Consider the following 20,505-nt stretch of genomic DNA (forward strand, 5'->3'; position numbering starts at 1 on the left):
TTGCCGTCGGGGGCGTCGGGGTTGTGGTGACGCTTGACGGTGGGCCTGGGGGCGCTTGGTGGGCCCTTGTTGTGTGTTTGGGGGGTGTTGTGGGTGGGTGGGTGGGGTGGCGTTGGTTGTGGGGCGGGCGGTTGGGGTGGGTGTGGCTGGACGTGGGTGCGGGGTGGGCATCGGCTTTGCGTACGGGCTTGGGCTTTGGCCTTTTGCCTTTGGCCGTTGGCTTTGTGTGCGGGCATGGGCTTGATGGGCGTACGGGTATTGGCTTTGCGGGACGGCGATCGCATTTGATGGGAAGGCATTCGAGCGCCCTCACGAATGCGGCGGGGTCTCCGCCTCGACGTCGAATACGCGCGGGCTTGGCAGGCTTGTAGGGATTGGCTGGTGCTGGTGCTCGTGACGGCGAAGGCGAAGTCGCAGTGCATGCTGCCAGGAGGTCCTGACCTGCCGGGAACTCTCAGCCCGGGAGGAGCCCTCGCCCCAGAGAACGGCATCGGCCATATCGGCCATGTACGGCAGGCATCCGTTGGCGCTTCCGGTCGACGCGGGGAGCGGCCTGTCACTCACGCGTCCATAGCGGGACTTCGGCTGGGGTTGGCATCGTGCCTGTGATGGGTGTGGGCGTTCTTGGTGGGAGGTGGTTGGGTTAGGTGTGCTGGATTGCGGGGGGGTTGGGGGCTGGCATGGGAAGTCGTGGTTCTGAGATGATGCTTTGACCTGGGGTGATGCACTACCGGAGGACTCCGGCAGAACTGCCGCTGGAATGCTCTCTCGGGAGGCCTTTGAGCTGCTGCTTTACCATCGGGTCACCGCTCACCCCTAGAGGGTTCGCAACACGGGCGCGTGCGGGAAGATCTCCTGGTCGCCCATGTCACAGCTCACCCCTTGAGGGTTCGCAACATGATCCACGCCGTGCCGCGAAGATCCCCCCTGCAATCGACCCCACACCCCCTTGGGTAAATCCCCCTACCGCACCCCCAACCGCCCCCGCAGTTCCCGTGCCGTCCCCAGCACCCGCTGCACCTCACCCACCCCAGGCCAAGGCGACCCCCCAGGCCGCAGCAGCGTCGCCCGTACAGCCGCCAGATGCTCCACCGCCCCCCCGTGCATCCCGCTGCGCTCCACCAACCACACGACCACGTCGGCGTGGTCGCGTAGGGGGCGGGTGATGAGGTCCCAGGTGCCGAGGATCTCGGTCAGGTCGGGGGCGGGGGAGGTGATGCCGCCTCGGCGGCCCATGGCAGCGGCGGCCAGTTCGGCTCGGGCGGTGAGTTCGGGTTCGGCCAGGCGGTCCCAGGTGGGTGGGGGTGGGTTGTCGAGCCACTGTTCGGCCTCGTGTGTCTGGCCGGTCGCGGTGAGCAGGCCGCCGAGCTCCATGGCGGCCCGGTGGTGGCCGGCGAGGGCGGCCTGGCGGAACCAGTGCTGGCCGCCTGCCAGGTCGCCGAGTTCGGCGATGAGGAGCATGCCGAAGTTGAACGACGATTCGGCGTCGCCACTGGCGGCGGCGCGGCCGAACCAGTGGCTGGCGCCTCGGGAGTCGTTGAGTTCGATGGAGACGAATCCGGCCATGCGCTGGTCTTCGAGGCGTCCGGCGTTGGCGGCGCGTTCGAACCAGGCGAGGGCCGCTCGCAGGTCTCGTCTGGACAGGGCGATGCCGCCGAGCTGGGAGGCGGCTCCGGGGTGTTCGCTCTTGGCGGCCAGGCGGTAGAAGGCTTCGGCGCCTTCGGGGTCGCGGCCGGCCTGCAGCAGGAGGCCCAGGTGGTAGGCGGCGGCGGCATGGCCGCCCCGGGCGGCGAACTCCCACCATTGCCCGCTTTCGTCCTCCTCGCCTGCCTCGTAGGCGAGGAAGCCCAGGTCGTGGGCGGAGGACAGGTCGCCCTCGGCGGCGGCGCGGCGGTGCCAGTCGCGGGCGTTCGCGGGTTCGGCGGCGTCCTCGCAGATCAGGCCGAGGCGGCGTGCGGCCTGCCGGTTCCCCGCTCGTGCGGCGCTTTCGTACCAGCGGCGGGCGCCGGGCAGGTCGCCGCGTTGTTCCAGCAGGAGGGTGGCCAGGTTGACGGCCGCTTCGGCGTCGCCGGTGCCCGCCGCGAGTTCGTACCATCGCACGGCCTCGTCGAGGCCGCCGTGCTTCTCGTGCCACACGCCGAGGTTGTAGGCGCTGTCGATGTTGCCGCCCGATGCCGCACGTTCCCACCAGTGCCGTGCGGCCGACCGGTCGCCTCGCTGGGCGTAGAGCTTGCCGAGGCGGTGCGCGGCCTGCGCGTCGCCCAGTTGGGCAGCCGAAAGCAACTCCTGCTCACCGTGGCGTACGCCCTGCTCTTGGCCGATGTCCGATGGAGGCCTGCCCGCGTGCACTCGTTGCGATCCGCAGGGTATGCCCTGCTCTTGGCCGATGTCCGATGGAGGCCTGCCCGCGTGCACTCGTTGCGTCCCGCAGGGTATGCCCTGCTCCTGGCCGTTGTCCGATGGAGGCGGGTCGATGGCGTCGTCCCCTTCGTACAGGCACGGTACGGGAGCGAGAAACGTCGTGCCCTGGAACGAGGGCGGTGGCGAGACGAAGCCGTCGTCCTCCCACCCCGCGATTGGGCCAGCCTCAATCCCTTCGCTCAGCGTGACGCTGTTCGAAGGAGGTTCGACCGGGCGTGGTGAAGGGACGGTGGGTGTCGTGGTCCCGGGGTCGGTGTGCCACCGCGTCATCTGTCCTCCTGCGTCTCTCTGGGCACAGGGTGGCATGTAACCTCGTCGTCGCGGAACGTAATCGCACCAGGAATTCGGGGTGCCCGGTCAGCGAAAGTCCACGAAACCGGCGTACATCCCCATCGCGCAGACGAACCTCATCCGCCCGGGAGGTTGGCCGGCAAGGCGGACGATCCGCTGGCCGGTCGCGGGGAGGTCGACCTCCCTGTCGTCGAGTGTGAGATGACGGGTGCAGGCATAGTTTCGGTCGGCACGGAAGACCAGCTCGACGGGTACACCCGCGCGGGCGGCGGAGATCGCGGGCCGGAAGCCGCGTTCGGTGGCCCACACGGTGAGCACCTGGACGCCGTCGGCTCCCATGCGCGCGGTGGCCGATGCGGGCGTCGTGGGGCCGGGCAGCCAGCCGCCCAGGTTCAGTCCGGAGCCGATGCTCCACAGACCGACGCCGAGCGCCACGATCCCGGCGAACGCGGCCAGCCTGCCCCTGGACAGCCATTTGATGGCGAGTCCCAGCACCACGAAGGCGGGCGCGGAGCCGACGACGAACCCGGCCATGACCGAGGCCCCGCCCAGGGCCGACCCGCTCGACACCGCGACGAGCTCCGTGCTGAGCGTCACCCCGCAGGGCACCAGCACGGTCGCACCCCCGAGCAGCCACGCCCTGACACCGGCACGCGGGACCCACCCGAGGGAGATACGCGCCGTATGGCAGTGCTCGTCCCGGGCCGCCCCCCGAAGCATCCGCACCCCGAACCAGATGACCACGAGCCCGGCCGCCACCAGCAGCACGGCCCTGGCCCCCGCGTCCAGCCGTACGGCGGCGCCGAGCACCCCGAGCAGGGCCCCGACCACGACGTGCGCCGCCAGCCGTCCCCCGAGGAAGGCGGCCACCAGGCGGGCGCCGGACGCCTCCCCGCAGGACGGGCAGCACCCGCCCCGCGAGGTGAGGCCGGTCAGCAGACCACCCTGCACCGCCGTGCACGAAAGGCTCCCCGCCACCAGTCCGGCGGCGAGCCCGCTGGCGAACAGGGCACTCGGACTCACGAGTTGGAACGTAACCTCACCCGGCGCGGGCAACCAGTAACAGTTGTTTCACCCCGGGGTACGGCAGCCGTCACAGCCAGCCGGGTTTCACCAGCCCGGACTCGTAGGCGATGACCACGAGCTGCGCCCTGTCCCTGGCGTGCAGCTTGGTCATCGTACGGCTGACGTGCGTCTTGGCGGTCGCGGGCGACATGAAGAGCCTGGCGGCCACCTCGTCGTTGGTCATACCGGTGCCGACCAGGGCCAGGACCTCCCGCTCGCGGTCGGTCAGCAGGTCGAGCCTGGCGGGCGCGAGCGGCTCCTTGGCCCGGGAGGCGTACTCGGCGATGAGCCTGCGCGTGACGCTGGGCGACAGCAGCGCCTCACCGGCGGCGACGACGCGCACGGCCTGGATGAGCTCGGCGGGCTCGGTGTCCTTGACCAGGAAGCCGCTGGCCCCGCCGCGCAGCGCCTCGAAGACGTACTCGTCGAGCTCGAACGTCGTCAGGATGATGATCCTCGGCCCCTCCGGCATCAGCCGGGTCGCGGTGAGCCCGTCGACGCCCGGCATGCGGATGTCCATGAGCACGACATCCGGTGCGCTCTCACCCGCCAGCCGTACGGCCTGCGCGCCGTCACCGGCCTCGGCGACGACGGTCATGTCGGGCTGGGCGTCGAGCAGCGCGCGGAACCCGGCCCGCACGAGGGCCTGGTCGTCGGCCAGCAGTACTTTGATCATGAGGACTCCAGGGGTAGTCGCGCCTCGACCAGGAACCCGGCGCCGTGCGGCCCGGCGCTCAGCGACCCGCCCAGCGCCGAGGCCCGCTCCCGCATGCCGGGTATGCCGTTGCCGCCGCCTTCGTCGGACAGTACGGCAGGCCCGGCGGGACCGTCGTCGGCGACCCGGACGACCAGCTCGTCCGGGCCGTGCACGAGGGTGACGCTGACCGACGAACCGGGCGCGTGCCTGGTGACGTTCGTCAGCGACTCCTGGACGATCCGGTAGGCGGCGCGCTCGACCCCGGGCGGCGTACGCCCGGCGCCTTCGACGGTCAGCGTGACGTCGAGCCCGGTGCGTTCGATGAGGGCGTCGAGCCGGTCGAGCCCGGCGGCGGGGGAGCGCGGCGCGCCTTCGCGCAGCACGTTCAGCACCGAGCGCATCTCGCCCAGCACGTCCTTGGACGCCTGCTTGATCGTGGTGAGCGCGCTGCGGGCCTGTTCGGGCTGCTCGTCGATGAGGTGCAGTGCGGTCGAGGCCTGGACGTGGATGAGGGAGATGTTGTGGGCGAGCACGTCGTGCAGCTCCTGGGCGATCGTGAGGCGTTCCTCGCTGGCCCTGCGCCTGCTCTCCTCCTCCTCGACGCGTTCGCGCTCGGCGGCGCGCTCGTTCCTGAACCTGGCCAGCTCGCCCGCGGCCAGCATGAGCAGGACCGAGGCGGTGACCGACAGGTTGTGCCACCAGCTCGCCTGCCCGCCGTTGCGCAGCGTGGCGTACAGGATGAAGAACAGCAGCGCGGCGCCCGACAGCGTGTAGGCGACCAGTCGCCTGCCGCGCACGATCGCGACGAACACCAGGATGATCGGACTGATGAACGCGGGCCCGTAGACGTAACCGAGCCAGACGTAGGCGATCGTCGAGGCGAACGTGACCGCGATCGCGGGCACCAGCGAGCGCCGCGCGACGAACAGCATCGCGGGCCCGACCATCAGCAGCGCCCAGCCGAGCGGGTCGTAGGCGATCCTGTCGGTCGTCGGGTCGCGCAGCTGCCCCCATTCGGCGCCTTTGGCCAGAACGAGGGCGACGACGACGACCAGCAGCGGCCAGAGGGATTTCACACGCACGTCATGCACGCTAGAGGACCGCCCTGACCTGCGCATCCGCCCCCGGCCGGACAAACGCCTACGTCAGCGGGTGTAGTCAGGACTGCCGTCCTGGGTCAAGCTGTGGTGATCTCCCAGAGGCAGGAGGAAAGCACGTGCGCCATCACGCATTATCCGTAGCGGCACTCTCCCTCGTTCTCTTCGCCCCCACGACCCCGGCGACGGCTGGCGAGCACCGGCCGCCCCCGCAGCAGAAGGTCCCCGTCGCCGAGGGGTACGGCGGCGCCGTCGCCACCGTCGACCTCGACGCGAGCAAGGCGGCGATCGCCGTGCTCAGGAAGGGCGGCAACGCCGTCGACGCGGCGGTTGCGGCGGGCGCGGTGCTCGGTGTGACCGAGCCGTACTCGGCCGGTCTGGCCGGAGGCGGCTTCCTGGTGTACTACGACGCCAAGCGCCGCAAGGTGTTCACCCTGGACGGCAGGGAGACCGCGCCGAAGGCGATGACGGCGACCTCGCTCGAAGGCATCGCGTTCGAGGAGGCCGTCACGAGCGGCCTTTCGGCCGGTGTGCCCGGCACGCTGGCGCAGTGGGAGCTGGCCCTGCGCAGGTTCGGCACGCTGTCGCTGAAGGACGCGCTCGCGCCCGCGATCGGCGTGGCGGCCAACGGGTTCGTCGTCGACCAGACCTTCCACGACCAGACGGCGGCCAACGCGGCCAGGTTCAAGGACATCAGCTCGACGGCCAAGCTCTACCTGCCGGGCGGCGTGCCACCGGCGGTCGGCTCGGTGTTCAGGAACCCGGAGCTGGCCGAGACCTACCGCCAGCTCGGCAGGCGCGGCACGGGTTGGCTGTACGGCGGCGGCCTGGGCCAGGAGGTGGTGGCCACGGTCAAGGCGCCGCCGGTGACGCCCGGCGCCACCCGCAATGTCAGGCCGGGCCTGATGGAGCTGGCCGACCTGCGTGCCTACCGGGCGCTTGAGCGACCGCCGACCCGGGTGAGCTACCGGGGCATGGAGGTCTACGGGATGGCGCCGCCGTCGTCGGGCGGTTCCACGGTCGGGGAGGCGCTCAACATCCTGGAGTCGCTGCCGGGCGTGGGCGTGCACGAGTACCTGGAGGCGTCGCGGCTGGCGTTCGCCGACAGGGGCAGGTACGTCGGCGACATTCCGGGCGTGCCGCTGCGGGAGCTGCTGTCCGACGGGTTCGGCAAGGAGCGCGCCTGCCTGATCGGCGCGACGGCGATCGCGCATCCCGCGACGCCCGGCAACCCGGACGGCGACTACGGCCCGTGCGCCGACCAGCCGCCGACCGCCGCGGCCACACCGGTCGCCGAGGAGGGGCCCGAGACCACCCATCTGGTCGTGGCCGACCGCTGGGGCAATGTGGTGGCCTACAACCTGACGATCGAGTCGACGGGCGGCAACGGCATCGTGGTGCCGGGCAGGGGCTTCCTGCTCAACAACGAGCTGACCGACTTCACCTTCGGCCCGGCGCCCGGCGACCCGAACCTGCCGGGGCCGGGCAAGCGGCCTCGTTCGTCGATGGCGCCGACGATCGTCGTCGACGACGGCAGGCCGGTGCTGGCCGTGGGCTCGCCGGGCGGCTCCACGATCATCACGACCGTGCTGCAGATCCTGGTGAACCGCTACGAGTTCGGCCTGGCGCTCCCGGAGGCGTTGCAGGCGCCGAGGGCGACCCAGCGCAACACCGCCGCCACCCAGGCCGAGCAGGGCTTCCTCGACCGCTACCAGGCCGATCTGAGCGCACGCGGCCACTCGCTGGTCCTGAACCCGGAGATCGGCGCGGCGACGGCGCTGGAGTTCGTGCGCAGGGGCAGGGTGCAGGCGGTCGCCGAGGCCACGAGGCGGGGTGGCGGCAGCGCTCTAGTGGTTGACCTGCACAGATAGACTGGAGTTACTGGATGTAGTCAATCAACTACACAGTGCATATGGTGCGGGGTGTCCACTCTTCCCTCTTGAGAGGAACCCCCCCCATGAAGCGAATCCCTCTGCTGGTCACAGCGGTGCTGCTGGCCGGGGCGACCATCGCCCCGGCCGCTGCCGCCTCGGCCGACCCCGACGACAGCAGGGCGCTGTGCCCGTCGGGCGCGGTGTGCCTGTGGCCCCAGGCCAACTACGGCGGCGATCCCTGGGTCTGGTGGGGAGGCAACGAGTTCATCAGCTCCTTCCCCGACCATGTCGGCTCGTTCGTGGCCAATGCCGACGCCATCTTCGTCGACACCGCGGACACCGAGTGCAACTGGCACGACTGGCGCTACGCCTCGGCCGGTGACTACAGCCGCGACTACTACGACAGGTTCGGCTACAAGATGGACCGGATAGCCGGCTCGCACTGCTGACCGGGAAGATCGGCGCGGGACCCGTGGTGCGCACGCGGGTTCCGCGCCGTTCGCGTGTGCGGGTGGGGGTGCGGTCAGCCGATGAGCTCGTAGGCGTCCGGGTCGGCCCTGCGGGTGCGGGCCCAGTACTCGAAGGTGAAGCCGGGCCAGGTCGTGCGGTTGACGCCGTCGGCGTCCAGGTACCACGACCGGCAGCCGCCCTCTGACCACACCCGCCGCTCCAGGCGTCGCCGCAGCCGCCTGTTGAACGCCCGTTGCGCCTGCGGCCTGACGTCGAGCGCCCTGGCCCTGGTCCTGGCCAGTAGGCGCAGGCAGTCCATGACGTGCTGCACCTGTGACTCGATCATGAAGACGACCGAGGTGTGGCCGAGCCCGGTGTTCGGGCCGAGCAGGAAGAACAGATTGGGGAACCCGGCGGTCGTGATGCCGTGGTAGGCCTCGATGCCGTGCCGCCAGGCCTGCTGGATCGTCAGCCCGTCGCGGCCGGTGATGCGCTGCTCGGCCAGCGCCTCGGTGACCTTGAAGCCGGTGCCGTACACGATGACGTCGGCCTCGTGCTCGCGGCCCGAGGCGTCCACGAGCGAGCGCGGCCTGATCTCGGTGACCGCGTCGGTGACGACCTCGACGTTCGGCCTGGTCAGCGCCGGATAGTAGTCGCTGGACAGCAGGATGCGCTTGCAGCCGATCGTGTAGCCGGGCGTGAGCTTGGCCCGCAGCGCGGGGTCGGGCACCTGCCGCCGCAGATGCGCCAGCGCCATGGCCTCGTGCCCCTTCATCAGCCTGGGGTCGACGGTGAAGCCGAGCGCCCTGGTCTCCAGCGCCCAGTACACGGCGTTGCGCACGGCCCTGGCCGCACCCGGCACCCGCGAGGCCCAGTACGGCATGGCGAGATCGGGCTTGGGCTGCACCCAGGGCGGCGTGCGCTGGAAGAGCGTGAGCCTGGCCGCCTGCTCGGCGATCTTGGGCACGAACTGCACGGCCGAGGCGCCGGTGCCGATGACGGCGACGCGCCTGCCCTTCAGGTCGGCGCCGTGCTCCCATGCGGCCGAGTGGAAGGCGGGCCCCTCGAAGTCGTCGCGGCCGGGGATGTCGGGGAGTGCGGGCAGGTGCAGCGCGCCCACGGCGGAGACGACGGCATGGGCCCGCAGGCGCTCGCCGTCGGCCGTGCTGACCTCCCACATGGCGGCCCGGTCGTCGTAGGCGAGGCCGACGACGTGCCTGCCGTACCTGATGTGCGGGGTGACGCCGTGGCGGGCGGCGCAGGAGCGCAGGTAGTCGCGGATCTCGTGCTGGGGGGCGAACAGGCGTGACCAGTGCGGGTTGAGGTCGAAGGAGAAGGAGTACAGGGGGGAGGGCACGTCGCAGGCGCAGCCGGGGTAGGTGTTGTCGCGCCAGGTGCCGCCGAGGTCGTCGGCCTTCTCCAGGATGACGAAGTCGTGCAGGCCCGCTGCCTTGAGCTTGATCGCCATGCCGATCCCGGCGAATCCTGAGCCGATGATGACGATCTTCGCTGTATTGGACATGTCGTCCAATGTAGGGCCGGGTCGTCGCCGGGGCAAAGGTTACGCACCGACCGGTCGGTACGCGAAGGATGTGGAGAACGGCAAGAACCCGCCGCGACGGTGTCGATCGGCGGGTGGCGTGGCGGGCGCTGCCGGTCAGGGCGGCGCCAGGGGTGAGACCGCGCTCAGCGCAGGATCACGTAGGCGATGGCGGCGATGACGACGAGCGCGACCACCACGGCGACGATGGCGAGCACCGGCGACTTCTTGGGCTGCGCGGCCGCCTCCTGCTCGTTCCGCTGCGCGAACGCGCGGAATTGCTGGGTGTTGCCCGCGGGGTCGATGTTCTGGTCAGACATGCGTCGAAGCCTAGCCTGGCAAGCTGGCGGATTTGTACCAATTCGTGGGACCGGTCGGCGGACCTGATTATCGGACCGCGCGGCCGGGCGGATAGCTTGGACGCATGCTCAGGACCCTGTTCTCCCCCCGGCTGATGGGGCTGCACCTGCTGTTGATCGGGGTCCTCGTCGCCTTCTTCTTCCTCGGCCGCTGGCAATTGGGCGAGTTCGAGGAGTCGGGCAGGCCCGTCTCGCTCGCCGATCCCGCCCCCGTGGCGGTGAGCGGCCTCAGCCAGGTCGGCGCGCACATGGACCCGGCGCTCGCCGGGCGCAAGGTGTCGGCCAGCGGCACGTGGGAGGCGTCGAAGCAGTTGCTCGTGGCCGATCGGCATCCCGACGTCGACGCGGCGGGGGGCAATGCGGCCAGGGACGCCGGTTACTGGGTGCTCTCGCCGCTCAGGCTCCAGGACGGCACGCTGGTCCCGGTCGTACGCGGCTGGACGGCGACGGCCGGGCAGGCCCCGGCGCCCGAGACGGGTGCGGTCACCGTGACCGGTCGGCTGCGACCGGTCCAGGGCACCGACAGTGTGCAGCGGCGTCCCGGCGGTCTGCCCGAAGGCCAGGTGCTGACCGTGTCGACGGCCGAGCTGATCAACCTGTGGAAGGGCGAGCGCGTGCGCGACGGCTTCGTCGTCGCCCAGGACGCCCCCGCCGGGCTGAAGCCGGTCGCCGTCGCCGCGCCCACCCAGGGCGGCGGGCTCACCTGGCGCAACCTCGCCTACGCCGCACAGTGGTGGATCTTCGGCGCCTTCGCCGTGTTCATGTGGTGGCACTTCGTCCGGGACGCGGTGCGGGCCGCCAAGGGCGAACAGCGGCTGGACAGTGCAAGCCCGCAGTCCCCTGAAATCGCTCTAGAAGGTAGATAAGCCGTGGACTCCGCCCTCAAGCCCTTCCGGATCCTCGCCAATATCGTCGGCGTCATGCTGCTGATCCTCTGCACGGCCATCGTGCTCAGGTACGGCTTCGGCGTGGAGGGGCCATCGAAGGTCATCTCGCCGATCCACGGCTTCCTCTACATGCTCTATCTGATCGCGGTGATGAACCTCGGGATGAAGGCCCGCTGGACCTGGGGCTACATCGTCGCCGTGATGCTGGCGGGCACGGTGCCCTTCCTGTCGTTCGTCTTCGAGCGCAAGGTCACCAGGCGCGTCGAAGCCCAGGTCGCCGCCGCCGTCTGAGCGGAGACCCGGGCCGACGGGGGCGTGCGGTCAGCCGCCGATGCCGCGCCTGCGCGCCCTCTTCAACCGCTCACGCTGCGACTGGTCGAGCATCAGCCAGCCGACGACCGGCGCTCCGATGACGCCGATCACGATCAGCCAGGTCAGGAAAGACGGCAAGGGCAGCAGCCAGGCCACCACGATCACTGCGAGCGCGCCCAGCGCGTACTTGGACACCGGCGACATGAGACTCATCCTCCGAACGCGGAGCCCGTGCCCCGCCTCTCTCATTGTGCGTCGCCGGTTCAACGAATGGGCGCAGGGCACGGTTCCAATCGAGATATATCGTCAGCGGGCGAGCGCCTTCAGCGTGCCCACGCCTCCCGGGTCGGCGTCCGTGCTGACCGGGACGAAGGCCAGGTCGTCGATCCCGGCGGCGGCGTAGTCGGCCACGCGCGCGGCGATCTCCCCGGCCGTGCCGAGCAGTGCGATCTCGCCCAGCAGGGCGTCGGGCACGGCCGCGAGCAGCTCGCGCGGATGCGGCCCGGTCCTGGCGAAGGCGACCACGTCGGCGAACCCGGCCTCGGCGAACATCTCCCCGTAGCCGGGCGCGGCCAGGTAGCCGACGACGCCGCGCCTGATCCGGTCGATCGCCTCCCGGTCGGGGTCGACGGCCGCGATCACCCAGGCGGCCGTCCTGGTCGGCGTGCCGGTCTCGGCCGCGCGCAGCGCGCTCACCAGGCGGGCGGCCGACGCCGGGGTCAGCAGGTTCAGCACCATGCGGTCGGCCAGGGCCGCCGTGCGCACCGCCTCGGGGCCGAACGCCGCCACCGTCAGCGCCGAGCGCGGCGCGGGCAGCCGCAGCCGATACCCCTCGCTGCCGACCACCTCCCCGGCGAAGGCGGACCTGTCCCCGTCGAGCAACGGCCTGAGCACGTGTACGGCTTCGCGCAGCGCCGTGCCCGACCTGGCACGCGAGCGGCCGTGCCACTTCTGCACCACCAACGGGCTGGAGGTGCCGACGGCCACGCCGACCGGCCTGCCGACGAGATCGGCGACCGAGGCCGCGCCCATCGCGATCATCATGGGATCGCGCACGGTGACGGCCAGCGGGCCGACGGTCAGCCGCACGCGCCCGGTGCGCAGGCCCACCGCCGTCGCCAGCGCGAACGCGTCGTAGGTGGCCATCTCGCCGATCCACAGCTCCTCGTAGCCGAGCTCGTCGGCCGCGACGGCGGTCATCAGGGCCTCGTCGGCCGGGCGGTCCTGCCACAGGCCCAGGGATACGCCGTGTCTCATGACATCCTCTCCAGCACGATCGCGGAGCCGCTGCCTGCCGCGCCCGACACGGCGGCGACGCCGTACCTGGCGCCTCGGCGTTCGAGTTCGTCCACGCAGGCGGTGATGAGCAGGACGCCGGTCGCACCGAAGGCGTGGCCCATGGCGATCGTGCCGCCGCCGGTGTTGAAACGCGCGTCGTCCACCTTGAGGTCGCGCTGGAACTTCAGGCACAACGCGGCGAACGCCTCGGCGAACTCGAACACCTCGACGTCGTCGGCCGACAGCCCGGCCCGGGCCAGGGCCCGTTCGACCGCGCTCTGCCCGGCGGTCAGCATGACGACGGGATCGGCGCTCGCCGTCGCGGTGGCCACGATCCTGGCCCTCGGGGGCAGCGGGAGGTCGGAGCCGAGCAGCACGAGCCCGGCCGCGTCGCACAGGCTGGGCGAGGTGCCCCTGGTGTGCAGGTGTGAGAGCGCGCCGAGCTCCGGACGGTGGCGCAGCACGACGGCGTCCTGCTCGGGCAGGTCGAACAGCGGGTCGAGTGCGGCGAGCGACTCGATCGTCACGCCCTGGCGCACGTGCTCGTCGTGGCGCAGGTCGCTCACCGGCAGCAGCGACCGGTCGTAGCGCCCCTGACGCCAGGCCTCGGCGGCCAGCGCCTGGGTGCGCACGCCGTAGGCGTCGAGCTCCTCGCGGGTGAAGCCCTCCATGGTGGCCACGACGTCGGCGGCCACGCCCATGTGCAGCGAGCCGAGCTCGGTGCGCCACAGCGGCCCCTCGTCGGAGAACATCGCCACCCTGGAGACCGACTCGACGCCACCGGCGATCACGGTGTCGGCACTGCCGGAGGCGACCAGGGCGGCGGCGGTGCGCACGGCGTCGATGCCGGAGGCGCAGTAGCGGTTGACGGTCATACCGGGCACGTCGAAGCCGGTGGTGAGCGCGGCGGTGCGGGCCAGGTTGCCGCCCTGCTCGCCGTTCTGCGAGGCGACACCGACGACCATGTCGTCCACCTGGCCGGCCCGCAGCCCGGTGCGCTCGCGCAGGCCGTCGAGCAGCCTCTCCAGCATGGTCAGCGGGCTGACCCCGGCCAGGCCGCCACCGGGCCTGGCCTTCCCCCGGGGCGTCCTGAGCGTCTCGTAGACGTGGACGGGCCTCATCGCAGCTGCTCGCTTCGCACCCAGGTGGCGTGGAAGCCGAGCGGCACCCGTACCGGCAGCAGGACGCGGGCGATCGGTCCGGCGGAGATGTTCGCCGCGTCGAGGATCTGGACCTCGGAGCGGCCTTCGCGCTCGTCGGTGACGAAGCTGACCAGGTAGCCGTCGTCCTCGGCCGTGGCGCCCGTGCGAGGGGCGAAGGGCGCCTCGCTGCCGTAGCGGTGCTCGCCGTAGAAGTAGCTCTCCTTGGTGCCGCTCACATTGTCGTAGCGCACCAGGCCGTCGAAGAGGTTGGTGTCGGCGTCGGCCACCGAGACGTTGTAGGCGTAGCGGGTCGGCTGCCCGGTCCTTCGGGCGTCGATCGAGGGGAACTCGGTGTTGTGGTCGGCGTCCACGTACTCCTCGCTGGTCGCACCGCTCACCAGGTTGAACCGGTAGCGGTACATCCGGGCGTCGAGCTTGAGATAGGAGATCATCCTGGCCAGCGGCGACCCCTGCCCGGCGGGAGCCGGACGCGAGACGCGGCAGACGTCCATGACGATCTCGTCGCCCGCCTCCCACGCGTTGACCACGTGGTAGATGTAGCAGGGCTTGGCCTCGAACCAGCGGATGTCGTGCGCCTGCCCCCTGCGCGGGATGACGCCGAACCTCGACGGCAGGTCCCGGTCGAAGGTGAGCTTGTAGCGCCCCTGCCTGGCCGCCTCCAGGTCCTGGTAGAGCGGCAGGTCCATGAGGATGGCGTAGTTCTCGGTGATCCCCATGTCGTGCGGCAGCCGCGCGCCCGGCAGGTCGAGCTCCACGCAGTGCTCGACCGCGCCCTCGGCCCCCACCACGCCATACCTCAGGTACGGCCGGCGCGGCCCGTAGTCGAACCACAGCAGCTCGCCCGTGCGCTCGTCGACCTTCGGGTGCGCCATGAAGTCGCCGGTCAGCGTGTCGAGGAAGGTCTGCGCGCCGAGCGTCTCCAGGCTGAGCGGGTCGAGGCCGTAGGGCTGCCCGCACAGGTACCAGGTGGCCAGCACCTGACCGCGGTGGAAGATGACGTCGGTGTTGGCCGAGTCCTTGAGGTTGAGCCCGCGCGTGTTGCCGAACGGGTTGCCCTTCGGGCTCTCCATCACGCCGGTCCACAGCGACTGCCCCTTGGCCGACTCGGCCTCGAACGCCCTGGTCCTGACCCAGCGGTTGCGGTAGCGCGCGGTGCCGTTCTCGAAGTGCATGGCGTGCACCATGCCGTCGCCGTCGAACCAGTGGTAGCGGCCCTTCATCGGGAAGCGCGCGTTGGGCCCGTTGCGGAGGTAGACGCCGTTGAGGTCCTGGGGGATCTCGCCGATCACCTGGAGGTTCTCGGCCGTGATCTCGTCCTGGACGGGCGCGTAGACGCCCAGCAGGTACGGGTTCGGCTCGCCCGCTTCGTCCATGATCACTGCTGTGTCGGCCATGCTCTGACGCTACGATAAAGAAAGTCAGGTCGTCAATGCTCTAAGGTTTCGCGGTGATGGACGCTTCCGCGGAAAGGGAGCTCAGCGCGATCGGGCAGGCGCTGGGCATACTCGGCGATCGATGGGTGCTGCTCCTGCTCCAGCGGGCCTTCCTGCTGCGGATCCGGACGTTCGCCGCCTTCCGCGACGCGCTCGGCATCTCCGAGTCGGTGCTCGCCACCAGGCTCAAGGAGCTGGTCAGGCATGAGATCTTCACCCTGTCCGCCTATGTCGACGGCCGCACCCGCTACGAGTACCGGCTGACCGATCGCGGGCTCGCCCTCTGGTCGCTGCTGGTCGCCATCCACTCGTGGGAGCGCGACTGGGCCGACCGCGGGGCGTTGCAGCCGCTCGTGCACGACGTCTGCGGTCAGGAGGCCAGGCCGTACCTGGGGTGTGCGGCCTGTCGCAGGGCGGTCACCGCGCGGGACACGCGGACCGAGCAGGGGCCGCTGGCGACGTTCGCCAGGATCGGGCTGCCGCGCCAGCACCGGCGCACGGTCAGGGCGGCGGCGAGGGCCGATCTGATCGGCTACTGCGACGACTCCATGGAGATACTCGGCGACCGGTGGAGCACCACGCTGCTGGCCGCCGCGCTGCTGGGCACGCGCAGGTTCGTCGACTTCCAGGCCGGGCTCGGCATCGCGCCCTCCGTGCTCACCGACAGGCTGCGCCGCTTCGTCGAACTCGGCGTGCTCGTCCCCGACGACGACGGCTACCGGCTGACCGACAAGGGGCTGGCCTTCTTCGAGGTGTTCGCCTTCCTGGTGAGCTGGGCCCAGCGCGAGCTGGTCGCGCCCGAAGGCTCCGAGCTGCGCATCACGCACAAGGACTGCGGGGCCGCGTTCGAGCCGGTGCTGCTGTGCTCCTCATGCGGTGAGGCGCTGCGCAGGCGCGAGATCCACTTCGTGCTACCCGGCGGCGACGGCCTGGAGCTCCCCGCGTAGCGTCACCGGGTCCGGGCGCTGGGCGGGCACACCCGCGAGCAGGCCGAACAGCACCTTGGCCAGCGGCCCCGCCTTGACGAACGGCGCTCCGGGCGAGGGCGGCCTGCCCTCGACCGCGGTGAACATCGTCGCGCCCAGCGCCCACAGGTCGGCCGAAGGCGCCAGATTGCCCTCGGGAGCGCTGAAGGCCGAGATGCCGTTGGGCATCAGCGCGTCGCCGAGCAGGATCCGCCCCTCGCCCGTCACCAGCACACTGCCCGGACGCACGTCGCCGTGGTGCACCCCGCGCAGATGCATCGCGAGCAGCTGTTCGAGCAGCGCCAGGCCGATCGTCGCCACCTGTGGCGGGGTGAGCGTGCCCTCGCGTGCGATGACCGCGTCGAGCGTCTCGGCCTCCTTGGAGCGCCCGAGTGCGATCGTGCGCAGGGTGTCGGCCACCTCGCCCAGCGTCGGCCGCTCACCGGGCGAGGGGTGCAGCATCGCCATCAGCAGCGCCTCCAGCGTGCCCGTGCGCTTGGCCAGCACCTGCGAGGCGGAGTACGGCGGGCTGCCCTCGATGGCGAAGAACAGCGTGGCGCCGAGCGACCACACGTCGGAGGCGGGCCCGTGGTCGTCGCCGCTGAGCCGCTCGGGCGCGTCGTATCCGGCGGGCGGCCCCGGCTGCGGCTTGGCCCGGCGACCGCGCGGGGCGTCGCGTGGCGGCGGCGGGTCGACGAGCACGGCCCTGCCGCCCGAGGTCAGCAGAACACGGCCTGGGTCCACGCCGCGGTGCGCGCCTCCGGTGGCCGTCAGAGCGTCCACCAGATACACGCCGATCCTGGCCACCTGAAGCGCCGGGAGCGGCCTGCGGCCGCGCACGGTCTGCTCCAGCGAGGCGCCGGTGAGCACATCCATGACCAGCGTCTCTCTCTCCCGGATGGTGAGCAGGAACCCCACGATATCGAGAATCGGGGATTGACGGCTGACTTCTGTTTTCGTAGTTTCTCGGCATGACGCCTCGCAGGTTGCACACCCAGGAGCGCATCGACGCCTACCTCGCCGACGGCTGGTGGACGGGCGACACCATCGACGGCCTGCTCAGGGCCCAGGTGGCGGCCAGACCCGACGCCGTCGCCATCGTCGATCCGCTCAACAAGGCCGACCTCATGCCCGGCGAGCCCCTGCGCCTGACCTGGGCCGAGCTGGCCCGCGAGGTCGACCGGGTGGCGGCCGTGCTGCACGCCGAAGGGGTGGGAGCGGGCGACGTCGTCGCCGTCCAACTGCCCAACAGCGTCGAGCTCGCGGTCACCTTCCTCGCCGTCGTCAGGCTCGGCGCGGTCGTGACGCCCTTCCCCGCGCAGTACCGCGAGTACGAGCTGGCCCAGCTCGGCCCGCTCGCCGGGACCAAGGTGTTCGTCGCCTCGTCGGGCAACGCCGACCGGGTCAAGGGCGCACTGCCGGAGGTCGCGGTCCTCGTCTGGGGCGGCGGCCTGGAGAGCGCCGAAGCGCCCGAAGCGCCCGCCCACACGGCGGACCCGAACGACATGGTCACCATCTGCTGGACATCGGGCACCGAGGCCACACCCAAGGGCGTGCCGAGGTGCCACTACGACTGGCTGGCCGTCGAGGCCACCTGTACGGCCGCGCCCGCGCTGGGCGCCGACGACGTCATCCTCAATCCGTTCCCCATGGTCAACATGGCCGGGATCGGCGGGGTGTTCCTGCCGTGGCTGCGCTCGGGCGGGCGACTCGTCCAGCACCACCCCTTCCACCTGCCGACCTACCTCGCCCAGATCCCGGCCGAGCGGGTCACCTACACGCTGGCGCCGCCCGCGCTGCTGACGATGCTGCTGCACCAGGACCTCGACCTGGGCTCGCTGAGCCGGATCGGCTCCGGCTCGGCCCCGCTGCCGCCCTCGATGGTCAAGGGCTGGCAGGAGCGGCACGGCATCGCCATCATCAACTTCTTCGGCTCCAACGAGGGCATCGCCCTGCTGTCGGACCCCCAGCACATGCCGGACCCCGAGGTACGCGCCCGCTTCTTCCCCAGGCCGGGCCCCGACTCCATCGGCACCTACGGCGCCGTGCGCATCAAGCTGGTCGACCCGCTCGGCCAGGTCATCACCGAACCGGGCGTGCCGGGCGAGCTGCGCCTGTCGGGCCCGACGGTCTTCGCCGGGTACCTGGAGGGCACGGCCACCGCCGAACCCTTCGACGAGGACGGCTACCTGCGCACCGGTGACGTCTTCCAGATCGCGGGCCCGTCGGGGGAGTACCTCCAGTACGTCGACCGGGCCAAGGACCTCATCATCAGAGGCGGCATGAACATAGCGCCCGCCGAGCTGGAGGCGCTGATCTCCGGCCATCCCTCGGTGGCCGAGGTCGCGGTCGTCGGCTACCCGGACGAGGTGCTCGGCGAGCGCGTCTGCGCCGTGGTCGTGGCCAGGCAGCCGCTCGGACTCGATGACGTCGTCTCCTTCCTGCGCGACAAGGGCCTGGCCTCCTACAAGCTCCCCGAGCGTGTGCAGGTCGTCGAGGAGCTGCCGCGCAACCCGCTCGGCAAGATCCTCAAACGCGACCTCAGGGACACCCTGTGAGCGTGCACGTCCTCGGCGGCCACCAGACCGACTTCGCGCTCAAGGCGGGCAGCCTGTACGAGCTGCTCCAGGAGGCCGTCTCCGGCGCGCTCGACCAGGCCGGAGTACGGCCCGAGCAGGTCCAGGTGGCCCATGTCGGCAACCTCGCCGGTGAGCTGTTCGCCGGGCAGGCCCAGCTCGGCGGCATGGTCGCCACGCTGGACCCGGCCTGGTCGATGCTGCCCGCCTCACGGCACGAGGCGGCATGCGCCTCCGGGTCCATGGCCGTGCTCGCCGCCATGGCCGACCTGGAGGCCGGGTACTACGACGTGGCCCTGGTCGTGGGCGTCGAGCTCATGCGCAACGTCGGGGCGAAACAGGCGGCCCAGCACCTGGGCAGCGCCGCCTGGGCCGGTCGTGAGGCCGTGGGCGCCGACTACCCGTGGCCCGCGCTGTTCGCCGACATCGCCGACGCCGTCGAGGAACGCCACGGCCTCGCCCACGAGCACCTGGCCGCGATCGCCGAGATCAACCACGGCAACGCCAGGCGCAACCCACTGGCCCAGGCCAGGGACTGGACGTTTCCCGAAGGCTGCTTCGGCGCCGACGACACGCTCAACCCCGTGGTGGAGGGGCGGCTGCGCAAGTACGACTGCGGCCGTATCACCGACGGGGCGGCGGCCGTCGTGCTGGCCTCCTCGCGGTTCGGCAGGCGCGCTCCCGTCATCTCGGGCTGGGGCCACAGGACCGCGCCGATGCTGCTGGCCGACAAGCTCGCCGTACGGGAGCCGTACCTGTTCCCTCATCTGCGCCGGGCCGCGCTCGACGCCTACGGGCGGGCGGGGCTGGCCGGGCCCGAGGAGCTCGACGTGATCGAGACGCACGACTGCTTCACCGTCACCGAGTACGTCGCGCTCGACCACCTGGGCCTGACCCCGCCCGGCCAGGCGTGGCGGGCGATCGAGTCCGGCATGATCGAGATGGGCGGCGCACTGCCGGTCAATCCGTCCGGCGGCCTCATCGGACTCGGCCACCCGGTCGGCGCGACGGGCGTGCGCATGCTCAACGACGCCGCCCGCCAGGTCACAGGTGCGGCGGGCGCCTGCCAGGTGGAGGGGGCGCGCACCGCGCTCACCCTGAACATCGGCGGCAGCTGCACGACGGTGGCGAGCTTCGTGGTGACCGCACAGGAATAGGGTTCAGCCCCGGCGAGCCAGGTCTCGTGCGAGCGGTGCGGCCGGGTGTGAGGGTCAGCCGCCGGCGAGCCAGGCTTCGTGCGAGCGGTGCAGCCGGTCCCACAGCTTGGCGCGTTCGGCGGCGTCGACGTCGTCGAGGGTCACCTTGAACACGTCGGCGAGCGCCGCGTAGTAGTCCTCCGCGCTCTCCAGCGTCACCGAGTGCTCCTGCGCGCCCATCCGGCTCAGCACCAGGCCGCGCATGCCGTCGACACCGGAGGCGTCGCGGCGCTGCAGCACGGCCGTCTTGACGAACCCGGAATCGGGCGAGGTGGACAGCTCCAGATGCTTGGCCGCGAACGCCGTCATCTCGGCCTGCTCCATCCCGAAGTCCATCCCCGCGAACGAGCCGCGCGGGTCGTGCTCAAGGCGCCAGCCGCCGGGCGCGACCGTCGAAGGACGCAGGCCGAAGGCGAGAGGCCCCTGCCGGTAGTGCCCTTCGACCAGCGGGAGCGGGGCGTGGATGGCGTCGCCGAGCCCGGTGTCGGCCAGCCAGGCGCCGCCGGGGTTGCCGGGCTCGGGCAGGCCGTGCACGGTCAGCACCAGGTGGTTGGCGGTGATCGCGGGCTCGGCGCCCTTGATCTGCACCCCGCCGACATGCCGCCGCACGTCGTAGCCGAGCTCGCGCAGCAGCAGGGAGAAGGCGCCGTTGAGGTGGTAGCAGTAGCCGCCCCTGCCGTGCAGGATGCGGGCAGCCGACTCGGCGGGATCCACACTCGTCGGGCGCCGCAGCCAGATCTCCAGGTTCTCGTAGGCCACGTGTTCGAGATGCGCCATGTGCAGGGTGCGCAGGTTCGCCGCGCTCGGCGGGGCGTCGAGGAGAGCGGAGCAACCGATGCGGGCGAGATATCCAGAGATTCGCACGATGAACAGTCTGCACCGGATGTGCACGATTGGAGAG

The 20,505-nt window shown here is 71.2% G+C and carries 18 protein-coding genes and 1 pseudogene; 7 read left to right on the forward strand and 12 right to left on the reverse strand.

The window, feature by feature from the left end; all coding sequences use genetic code 11:
• Positions 1–963: 963 nt before the first annotated feature.
• The 4 genes from ACTWNK_RS09255 to ACTWNK_RS09270 form a co-directional block, all read right to left on the reverse strand.
• Positions 964–2,283, reverse strand: coding sequence for a tetratricopeptide repeat protein (locus ACTWNK_RS09255; RefSeq protein ID WP_474303456.1), 1,320 nt, complete (start codon positions 2,281–2,283; stop codon positions 964–966).
• A gap of 495 nt (positions 2,284–2,778) precedes the next feature.
• A complete protein-coding gene (locus ACTWNK_RS09260; protein ID WP_474303457.1) occupies positions 2,779–3,735 on the reverse strand; it encodes a sulfite exporter TauE/SafE family protein in 957 nt (318 codons plus the stop codon).
• A 70-nt stretch (positions 3,736–3,805) separates the two neighbouring features.
• Positions 3,806–4,453: a response regulator transcription factor gene (locus tag ACTWNK_RS09265; RefSeq protein WP_474303458.1), complete on the reverse strand. Its 648-nt coding sequence runs from the start codon at positions 4,451–4,453 to the stop codon at positions 3,806–3,808.
• Positions 4,450–5,556 (reverse strand): sensor histidine kinase, encoded by a 1,107-nt coding sequence (locus ACTWNK_RS09270; protein WP_474303459.1) that lies wholly within the window; start codon positions 5,554–5,556, stop codon positions 4,450–4,452. The genes ACTWNK_RS09265 and ACTWNK_RS09270 overlap by 4 nt, the downstream gene beginning before the upstream one ends.
• 134 nt (positions 5,557–5,690) lie before the next feature.
• Between ACTWNK_RS09270 and ACTWNK_RS09275 the strand changes: the two genes are divergently transcribed.
• Both ACTWNK_RS09275 and ACTWNK_RS09280 read left to right on the forward strand, forming a co-directional pair.
• A complete protein-coding gene (locus tag ACTWNK_RS09275; RefSeq protein ID WP_474303460.1) occupies positions 5,691–7,442 on the forward strand; it encodes a gamma-glutamyltransferase family protein in 1,752 nt (583 codons plus the stop codon).
• 86 nt (positions 7,443–7,528) lie between these two features.
• Positions 7,529–7,894 (forward strand): peptidase inhibitor family I36 protein, encoded by a 366-nt coding sequence (locus ACTWNK_RS09280; protein WP_474303461.1) that lies wholly within the window; start codon positions 7,529–7,531, stop codon positions 7,892–7,894.
• A gap of 74 nt (positions 7,895–7,968) precedes the next feature.
• Here the strand turns inward: ACTWNK_RS09280 and ACTWNK_RS09285 are convergent, their stop codons facing one another.
• Positions 7,969–9,417: a flavin-containing monooxygenase gene (locus ACTWNK_RS09285; RefSeq protein ID WP_474303462.1), complete on the reverse strand. Its 1,449-nt coding sequence runs from the start codon at positions 9,415–9,417 to the stop codon at positions 7,969–7,971.
• Positions 9,418–9,581: 164 nt separating this feature from the next.
• Complete coding sequence (locus ACTWNK_RS09290; RefSeq protein WP_474303463.1) at positions 9,582–9,755, reverse strand: hypothetical protein; 174 nt, start codon at positions 9,753–9,755, stop codon at positions 9,582–9,584.
• 104 nt (positions 9,756–9,859) lie between these two features.
• Between ACTWNK_RS09290 and ACTWNK_RS09295 the strand changes: the two genes are divergently transcribed.
• Both ACTWNK_RS09295 and ACTWNK_RS09300 read left to right on the forward strand, forming a co-directional pair.
• Positions 9,860–10,660 carry an SURF1 family protein gene (locus ACTWNK_RS09295; RefSeq protein ID WP_474303464.1) on the forward strand — a complete coding sequence of 267 codons (801 nt, stop codon included), beginning with the start codon at positions 9,860–9,862 and terminating at the stop codon, positions 10,658–10,660.
• Positions 10,661–10,663: 3 nt separating this feature from the next.
• Positions 10,664–10,972, forward strand: a complete 309-nt coding sequence (locus ACTWNK_RS09300) for a DUF3817 domain-containing protein (RefSeq protein WP_474303465.1) — start codon at positions 10,664–10,666, stop codon at positions 10,970–10,972.
• A 30-nt stretch (positions 10,973–11,002) separates the two neighbouring features.
• Here ACTWNK_RS09300 and ACTWNK_RS09305 read toward each other — a convergent pair whose 3' ends face one another.
• The 4 genes from ACTWNK_RS09305 to ACTWNK_RS09320 all read right to left on the reverse strand — a co-directional run bounded on the left by ACTWNK_RS09305 (position 11,003) and on the right by ACTWNK_RS09320 (position 14,828).
• Entirely contained in the window at positions 11,003–11,197 is a 195-nt protein-coding gene (locus tag ACTWNK_RS09305; RefSeq protein ID WP_474303466.1) for a hypothetical protein, read from the reverse strand.
• A 102-nt stretch (positions 11,198–11,299) separates the two neighbouring features.
• Positions 11,300–12,250: an LLM class F420-dependent oxidoreductase gene (locus tag ACTWNK_RS09310; protein ID WP_474303467.1), complete on the reverse strand. Its 951-nt coding sequence runs from the start codon at positions 12,248–12,250 to the stop codon at positions 11,300–11,302.
• Entirely contained in the window at positions 12,247–13,392 is a 1,146-nt protein-coding gene (locus ACTWNK_RS09315; RefSeq protein ID WP_474303468.1) for an acetyl-CoA C-acyltransferase, read from the reverse strand. Before ACTWNK_RS09315 ends, ACTWNK_RS09310 begins: the two co-directional genes overlap by 4 nt.
• A complete protein-coding gene (locus ACTWNK_RS09320; RefSeq protein WP_474303469.1) occupies positions 13,389–14,828 on the reverse strand; it encodes a carotenoid oxygenase family protein in 1,440 nt (479 codons plus the stop codon). Before ACTWNK_RS09320 ends, ACTWNK_RS09315 begins: the two co-directional genes overlap by 4 nt.
• A gap of 56 nt (positions 14,829–14,884) precedes the next feature.
• Here ACTWNK_RS09320 and ACTWNK_RS09325 point away from each other — a divergent pair, with 56 nt between their 5' ends.
• Complete coding sequence (locus ACTWNK_RS09325) at positions 14,885–15,814, forward strand: winged helix-turn-helix transcriptional regulator (RefSeq protein ID WP_474303470.1); 930 nt, start codon at positions 14,885–14,887, stop codon at positions 15,812–15,814.
• On the opposite strand, the pseudogene ACTWNK_RS09330 reads toward ACTWNK_RS09325, so the two are convergent.
• A pseudogene (locus tag ACTWNK_RS09330) lies at positions 15,779–16,789 on the reverse strand (protein kinase family protein); the annotation flags it as partial. The gene ACTWNK_RS09325 and the pseudogene ACTWNK_RS09330 overlap by 36 nt on opposite strands.
• 14 nt (positions 16,790–16,803) lie before the next feature.
• Here ACTWNK_RS09330 and ACTWNK_RS09335 point away from each other — a divergent pair.
• Both ACTWNK_RS09335 and ACTWNK_RS09340 read left to right on the forward strand, forming a co-directional pair.
• The gene (locus ACTWNK_RS09335; RefSeq protein WP_474303471.1) at positions 16,804–18,390 is read left to right on the forward strand and encodes a class I adenylate-forming enzyme family protein; all 1,587 of its coding nucleotides are present in this window, start codon (positions 16,804–16,806) and stop codon (positions 18,388–18,390) included.
• On the forward strand, positions 18,387–19,565 hold the full coding sequence (locus ACTWNK_RS09340) for an acetyl-CoA acetyltransferase (RefSeq protein ID WP_474303472.1): 1,179 nt from the start codon (positions 18,387–18,389) through the stop codon (positions 19,563–19,565). Before ACTWNK_RS09335 ends, ACTWNK_RS09340 begins: the two co-directional genes overlap by 4 nt.
• A gap of 54 nt (positions 19,566–19,619) precedes the next feature.
• On the opposite strand, the gene ACTWNK_RS09345 is transcribed toward ACTWNK_RS09340, so the two are convergent.
• Complete coding sequence (locus ACTWNK_RS09345) at positions 19,620–20,468, reverse strand: arylamine N-acetyltransferase family protein (RefSeq protein WP_474303473.1); 849 nt, start codon at positions 20,466–20,468, stop codon at positions 19,620–19,622.
• Positions 20,469–20,505: the final 37 nt, after the last annotated feature.

The organism is Nonomuraea sp. IBHARD001 (genome assembly GCF_056106265.1).